The sequence below is a fragment of the Neisseria sp. P0022.S010 genome, assembly GCF_051956635.1.
Window position 1 is genome coordinate 1 of record NZ_JBQCXF010000139.1, and the last position, 7169, is coordinate 7169.

Genomic DNA, 7169 nt, shown 5'->3' on the forward strand with positions numbered 1-7169 from the left:
GTTTGGGTTTTTCAACGATGTTGATAATACGTTGATAGTTTTTCAGCTGCTCGACTTCGACAATACCGTAAGAACCGGTTTGGGAAGGATCGATGGTTTCAACGCCTAAAACGCTGTTGCCGCTTTGATTATATACGTCAACCATTTGTTTTAGCGCGCCTTTAGGCGCATCAATCAAATCGTCTGCCAAAATAACGGCAAAAGGTTCATTACCAACGGCAGCCTGCGCGCACAATACGGCATGCCCCAAACCCAATGCTTCAGTTTGACGGATGTACATGCAGGTAATGTTGGGAGGCAGGATATCGCGAACGTGCTCCAACAGCTTGTCTTTTTGACGCAATTCCAATTCGGTTTCCAACTCGTATGCTTTATCGAAGTGGTCTTCGATGCTGCGTTTGTTACGGCCGGTGATAAACACCATTTCGGTACAGCCGGCTTCAACCGCTTCTTCAACTGCATATTGAATCAGAGGTTTGTCCACAATAGGCAGCATTTCTTTGGGGCTGGCTTTGGTCGCAGGCAAGAAACGGGTGCCCATACCGGCAACGGGGAAGACGCATTTTTTAATGGGTTTCATATTGGTATCCTATTTTGTCTGAGGGATTAGCCCCCGAAGGTGTAATTGTGTGTAACGATAATACCACATGATAAAGTATCAGGCGGCTCGAAAAAGACTGTATATACTGTCTTATCCCAGCAACGTCAGCAATTCTTCTTCGCTCAATACGGTCACCCCCAAAGCTTGGGCTTTTTCCAATTTACTGCCTGCGGCTTCTCCGGCGACAACGTAGTCAGTTTTTTTAGATACGCTGCCGGAAACTTTACCGCCTGCAGCCTCAATCATGGCTTGGGCTTGGTCGCGTTTGAGCGTGGGTAAAGTTCCTGTTAATACAAAGGTTTTACCTGCTATAGCCTCATTGATGCCGTCTGAAATAGTTTCATCTTGAAGCTTAGACAGCGTTTGAGCAAAGAAAGTTTTCATATTTTCAAGCAGGGCTGCGTTTTGCGGTTTACTGCGCCATGTCTGCCAATCGGCAGGCAACGCTTTGTCAGTTTGCAAACCTTCTATGCTCTGTCCGGCAAGCTCCCACAAGGCCAATGCTTTGGTTTCGCTGATTTTAAAATCAGGCAGGCGGGCAATCCAGCGTTGCGGTTCGGCATGGCGCAACGGCGGGATAGTGACAGCCTGGCTTTGCGGGGTAACACCTACAGCCAGCAGCTCGTCTATCATCGCCTGTTGTGCTTCTTGGGCAAAAAAGTGGGCGATGGAGCGGGCAACCACCGTGCCGATATCAGGCAGGCAGGCGAGGATGGGTTCAGGTGCATGGCGGACATGTTCGAGTGTGCCGAATGCCTGCGCCAACGTTTTGGCCGTGCGTTCGCCGACGTGACGGATGCCGAGGGCAAAAAGGAAGCGGGCGAGTTCGGGTGTTTTGCTGGCTTCTATGCCTGCGAGGATATTTTCCGCCCATTTGGTCGGCTGTTTTTTAATGTTTTTGGCAAGCAGAGTATTGCCGGTCTCACTTTCAAAGTCTTCAATCTCACTGTTTGATGGTTCTTCCTCATTAGCCGATGCTTTATCCGCTGTTTCCTTCATTTTTTGCAGGGTTGGAATATCAAGGCGGTAGAGGTCGGCGAAATGACGAACCAAATCTTGTGCGACCAGCTGCTCGATTTGTTTTTGACCAAGTCCGTCGATATCCATGGCTTTGCGTGAGGCAAAGTGGATTAAACCTTGCGCGCGTTGTGCTTGGCAAAGCATACCGCCGCTGCATCGGGCAACCGCTTCGCCTTCTTCGCGTTCGATTTCGCTGTGACAGATAGGGCAATGGGTGGGCAGGCGGTAGGGTTTGTGAAGCGGTTCGGATCGGGTTTCAGAAGGTGTTTCAGCAAACAAATCGTCTTGCAGGCCGTCTGAAACGGAAATCTTGGTCTCCTGCATTGGGCGGCGTTCAAAAATCACGCGCACCACCTCGGGAATCACATCTCCTGCGCGGCGCACGACAACTGTATCATCAACGCGTACGTCTTTGCGCGATACTTCGTCCTGATTGTGCAGGGTGGCGTTGGTAACGGTAACGCCGCCGACGAATACAGGTTGCAGGCGGGCGACGGGGGTTACTGCGCCGGTGCGCCCGATTTGTACATCAATGGCTTCGACAATGGTCAATGCCTCTTCAGCAGGAAATTTGTGGGCAATGGCCCAACGTGGCGCGCGTGAGATGAAGCCCAGTTTTTCTTGTTGTGCCAGACTGTTGACTTTGACCACCATGCCGTCGATTTCATAAGGTAAAGTAGGGCGTTTTTGCTGCATTTTCTCGTAAAATGCCAATACTTCGTCGATATTTGGGAAACAGCCGAAATTACCATCGGGCAGGCTGAAGCCAAGTTCTTTACAGTAGTTCAGCTCTTGCAGGTGTTCTTCTGCGATAAAACCGCCTTGTTGTCGGGCAATGGAATAGGGGAAGAAATGCAGTTTGCGCTGTGCCGTAATGCGTGAATCAAGTTGGCGCAGACTGCCGGCGGCGGCATTGCGCGGGTTGGCGAAAGGTTTTTGTCCGTTTTCAGCCTGTCGTGCGTTTAAGGCGGCAAAATCGGCTTTGAGCATCAGGACTTCGCCGCGTATTTCGATAAGCTCGGGAATATTTTCTCCATGCAGGTGCAGGGGGATGTTGGATACGGTTTTGACGTTTTGGGTAACGTCTTCGCCTGTTGTGCCGTCGCCACGGGTTGCCGCTTGAGTCAATATGCCGTCGCGGTACAGCAGGCTGATGGCCAGACCGTCAAATTTAGGCTCGATAACGTATTCCGGTTTTTCTCCATTTAAACCGCCACGAACGCGCTCATCAAAAGCGTACATTTCGGCATGGTCAAACACGCCGTTTTCATCTTGTGGCGAGAAGGCGTTGGTTAGTGACAACATAGGTACTTCATGACGCACTTCATCAAAGCCTGCCAAAGGCTCGCCACCGACGCGCTGGGTTGGGCTGTCGGGCAGTTTCAACTCAGGGTGATTCAACTCCAATGCTTCGAGCTCGCGGAACAATTTGTCGTATTCGGCATCGGGTACGCTGGGCGCGTCTAGGGTGTAGTATTCGTAGGCGTAGCGGTTGAGGAGGTCGGTCAGGTATTTGATACGTTGTGCGGTTGGGTTCATGTGCAATCGAAATAGAGTTTTCAGACGGCCTGATGATAGAGAGGCCGTCTGAAAATCGATGAATATTGAAGATGAAGGGATTTTACCTGAAAAAAAGCGGATATGCCGTCATTGCATATCCGCTTTTTGATTGGGGAAGTTTAAGAGAACAGGCGAAGGGCTTGTTTGCTGCCGGGTTTGATGCCGACTTTAAGCATTTCTTCCTGACGGGCCAAAACGTAGTTGCGTACGTCTTTAAGCCATTGGGTGGAAACTTCTTCCATTTGGTCGTTAACCAAGTCCAAGCTGAGTTGGCCGGAGAGTTTGATTGCCAAGTCCATGAATTTGTCAAAAGTTTTTTCGCCGGCCGGAACATGCGGAATATCCAAAAGCATGCTGAAACCGCGGTAGGCTTGGTTGTCCAACAAAAGATTGGTAAACGGTTTGTTGTCCAAAGTATGGATGGAGAACAATTGAGGGTTGTTGTTATCGCCGAAGTGGAAAGCGCCGTCTTCACCCAGTTTGAAGCCTGTATCTTCCACGGCGGCACGCAATTCTACGCCGCTGATATTGGAGTGGGAAACCAAGTGAATGGCGATGGTTTGGTCAACACGCGCACAGAATTGGTCGAGGGCTTGCGCGACTTCTGTGAACGCATCCAAGTCGGTATGCAAAACTTTGCCGTCCATCAGCTGGGCAAAAGCATCAACCTGTTGGTCGAAGTGTTGCAGCTCTTCACGCGCGGCCAAACCGTTGCGGCTGACAGCCTGAAGACCCATAACGAAGCCTTGGTAGTAAACTCCCGGAATCGGCTCGGCAACGCGGAAATGGTCGTCCATGGTGCAACCGATGATTTGGAAGCGGTGAGTGCCGGAAAGGCGCGGCAGGGCGTGCAATTCTTGGGCTTGTTTCAGGGAGATGTAGGCCATGTAGTCGAAGCGCGGATCAAACCAAGGCAACTCGACTTGCGATAATTCGTCCAAGCTGATCAATGGTACTTGTGCCACAGGCTCAGCAGCGGTTTCAACCGGAGCAGAAGCGGCTTCGGTAGGGCTGACGGTAATTTCGTTGTTTAAGCCGATAACAGTGTGTTGGACTTTTTCTTCTGCGGAAAAGTCGTCTTCCACAGTCAACTCGACATCCGTTTTAATCTGTGTAGGGTGGGCCAGTTTGGCTTTTGCCGCGTAGATTTCATCTTGCTCTTGCAGGTTGCGCAATGCCTCTTCGGTTTTTTTGTTTTTCTTGATAAACAAACCCTGGCCGCCGGTTTCTTTACTGTCGCGGACGTGCTTGGTTTTGCTGGTCAAAAGCGCATCTTTATCGGAATGGCCGAATTGTTCGCGCACTTGTTTGCGGTATTGGTTTTCCTGGTACATGTTGTAACCGATGACCGCCAAAAGAGCGGCGAGGGCTAAGACGATGAAAATCATGGAGTAATCACTTTTTAAAAAGGCAGCATTCCGTCTTTTTCAGGGTGCGGAATCTTGCTGCGCGGGAAGTTCGCTGGAGCCGGACTTTATTTGTCCGAATGAATAGCTGAATTATAACGAAAATAAACGGTTGTGACAGCATTATGTCTGCCAATCATTGTTCAGGCCGTCTGAAAGTTATCCGCGCCGGACGGGAAAACCTGCTTTTTGAAGGCGAGGCCAATCGAAGAAATGACCGGGATCGGTTTTCCTGTCCGGCGCGATGTCCTGATGACCGGTAACGACCTGAATCGGGTAATGTTCGGAGATAGCGGTCAGCAAGGCTTGCAGGCTGGTGTATTGTGCTTCGGTAAAAGGCTCGAAATCGCAGCCTTCCAATTCGATACCGATGGAGAAGGCATTGCATTTTTCTCTGCCTTGAAACGACGATACGCCGGCATGATAGGCCATGTCGTCGCAGGAAACGAATTGGACGGTTTCGCCTTTACGGCTGATGAAAAAATGGCTGGAGACGCGCAAGGTGTGGATGATACTGAAAAAAGGGTGCTCGTCAGGGTTGATTTGGTTGGTAAACAAATTTTCCACTGCCCCCGTGTTGTACTCAAAAGGAGGAAGGGAAATATTGTGGAGGACAACCAATGAGATGTCTTCATCCGGTTCGCGTGGGCTGAAATTGGGCGAATGAGTTTGGCGTGCATTCAGCCAGCGGCCGTTTTGCCAAATGTTTTTTGAAGGGGAATTCATGGTTTCAGACGGCCTTTCGGGATAGGAAAGCATACGTTAGGGAAGGTGGCAGGCGTGGTGGACTTATTTTCGGTTATACTGTCGACCGACACGTTCACAAACCAAGAATCCTACCATGCTGAAAAAATTGTTGAAATGGCTGGCCGTATTTTTGACGGCATTTGCCGCCGTGGTTGCCGCATTGTTGTTTGTTCCGAAAGACAACGGCAAACCATACCGTATTACCATTACCAAAAACCAAGGTATCTCTTCCGTCAGCCGCAAACTGGCTCAAGACGGCATCGTTTATAACCGTTATGTGCTGGTAGCCGCCGCATATGTGATGGGCGTACACAACCAACTCAATGCCGGTTCTTACCGCCTATCTTCCAAAGTATCGGCTTGGGACATTTTAAAACGCATTAAAAAAGGCCGCCCTGACTCGGTCAGCGTGCAAATTTTAGAAGGTGCGCGTTTTGCCCAAATGCGCCGTATTATCGACAACACTGCCGACATTGCCCACGATACGCGTGGTTGGAGCGATGAAAAACTGATGGCTGAAGTGGCGCCCGATGCCTTGAGCAGCAATCCTGAAGGACAGTTTTTCCCGGATAGTTACGAAATTGATGCCGGTGGCAGCGATCTTCAAATTTACAAAATCGCCTACCGTAAAATGCGGGAGAACCTGCAAGAAGCATGGGACGACCGTCAAAGCGGCCTACCTTATAAAAATCCGTACGAAATGCTGATTATGGCGAGTCTGATTGAAAAAGAAACCGCGCACGAAGACGACCGTGCCCATGTGGCCGCCGTATTCGTCAACCGCCTGAATATCGGCATGCGCCTGCAAACCGACCCGACCGTCATCTATGGCATGGGCGATGCGTATAAAGGCAGAATCCGCAAAGCCGACCTGCAACGCGATACGCCTTACAATACCTACACGCGCAGCGGTTTGCCACCAACTCCGATTGCGCTTCCCGGCAAGGCCGCGCTTGAAGCAGCGGGTCATCCGTCTGATGAAAAATATCTGTATTTCGTCTCAAAAATGGATGGTACGGGCTTGAGCGAGTTCAGCCACAACCTTTCTGAACACAACGCTGCCGTGCGCAAATATATTTTGAAGAAATAAACCGAATAGGCCGTCTGAAACATTTATAATCCCTGTTTCAGACGGCCTTTAAATTGACGATATCCATATGAAACCCAGATTTATTACCCTTGACGGCATAGATGGCGCAGGCAAATCCACCAACCTCGCCGTAATGAAAGCATGGTTTGAAAAACACCAACTGCCCGTATTGTTTACGCGCGAACCGGGAGGCACTCCGGCCGGAGAAGCATTGCGTGAAATCCTGCTCAACCCAGTCACCCAAGTCAGTCTGCGTACCGAAACCCTGCTGATGTTTGCAGCCAGACAGCAACACTTGGAAACGGTCATTCTGCCCGCCCTGAAAAACGGCACACATGTGGTTTCCGACCGCTTTACCGATGCAACGTTTGCCTATCAAGGCGGTGGACGCGGCGTTCCCTTGCAAGATATTGCCACGCTTGAGCATTGGGTGCAGGGTGATTTCCGTCCCGATTTAACTTTGCTGTTGGATGTGCCTTTGGAAGTGTCAATGGCACGCATCAACCAAACGCGTGAGAAAGACCGCTTTGAGCAAGAAGAAGCCGAGTTTTTCAATCGGGTGCGCGAAGTATATCTGCAACGTGCTAACGAACAGCCGGAACGCTATGCCGTCATCGACAGCAGCCAAAGTCTGGACGCGGTAAAAAATCAGATTGAAACCGCGCTAGACAGTCATTTTGGATTGAATGTTTAAGTTTAAATAAAATGCCGTCTGAAAGAAGAGTGATGTGGCAAAGAAATATTA

The 7169-nt window shown here is 50.2% G+C and carries 6 protein-coding genes; 2 read left to right on the plus strand and 4 right to left on the minus strand.

All coding sequences use genetic code 11. From position 1 onward, the window contains the following. The 4 genes from ACTHUT_RS11825 to ampD all read right to left on the minus strand — a co-directional run. Positions 1–580: UTP--glucose-1-phosphate uridylyltransferase (locus ACTHUT_RS11825; protein ID WP_440418816.1), on the minus strand; the 580-nt coding region annotated here is incomplete at its 3' end. 111 nt (positions 581–691) lie between these two features. Beyond that, positions 692–3160, minus strand: coding sequence for an NAD-dependent DNA ligase LigA (gene ligA, locus ACTHUT_RS11830; RefSeq protein WP_440418817.1), 2469 nt, complete (start codon positions 3158–3160; stop codon positions 692–694). 140 nt (positions 3161–3300) lie between these two features. Continuing rightward, positions 3301–4569: a cell division protein ZipA C-terminal FtsZ-binding domain-containing protein gene (locus tag ACTHUT_RS11835; protein WP_250600949.1), complete on the minus strand. Its 1269-nt coding sequence runs from the start codon at positions 4567–4569 to the stop codon at positions 3301–3303. 177 nt (positions 4570–4746) lie between these two features. Next, a complete protein-coding gene (ampD, locus tag ACTHUT_RS11840) occupies positions 4747–5313 on the minus strand; it encodes a 1,6-anhydro-N-acetylmuramyl-L-alanine amidase AmpD (protein WP_070630510.1) in 567 nt (188 codons plus the stop codon). A 115-nt stretch (positions 5314–5428) separates the two neighbouring features. Between ampD and mltG the strand changes: the two genes are divergently transcribed. Both mltG and tmk read left to right on the plus strand, forming a co-directional pair. Further along, on the plus strand, positions 5429–6424 hold the full coding sequence (gene mltG / locus ACTHUT_RS11845) for an endolytic transglycosylase MltG (protein WP_250600947.1): 996 nt from the start codon (positions 5429–5431) through the stop codon (positions 6422–6424). A gap of 67 nt (positions 6425–6491) precedes the next feature. Further along, positions 6492–7118, plus strand: coding sequence for a dTMP kinase (gene tmk / locus ACTHUT_RS11850; RefSeq protein ID WP_003685024.1), 627 nt, complete (start codon positions 6492–6494; stop codon positions 7116–7118). Positions 7119–7169: the final 51 nt, after the last annotated feature.

Excerpts from the sequence above, each read along its gene's own strand:
- ligA (WP_440418817.1), bottom strand. The coding sequence starts at position 3,160 with ATGAACCCAACCGCACAACGTATCAAATACCTGACCGACCTCCTCAAC.
- ACTHUT_RS11835 (WP_250600949.1), bottom strand. The coding sequence starts at position 4,569 with ATGATTTTCATCGTCTTAGCCCTCGCCGCTCTTTTGGCGGTCATCGGT.
- ampD (WP_070630510.1), bottom strand. The coding sequence starts at position 5,313 with ATGAATTCCCCTTCAAAAAACATTTGGCAAAACGGCCGCTGGCTGAAT.
- mltG (WP_250600947.1), top strand. The coding sequence starts at position 5,429 with ATGCTGAAAAAATTGTTGAAATGGCTGGCCGTATTTTTGACGGCATTT.
- tmk (WP_003685024.1), top strand. The coding sequence starts at position 6,492 with ATGAAACCCAGATTTATTACCCTTGACGGCATAGATGGCGCAGGCAAA.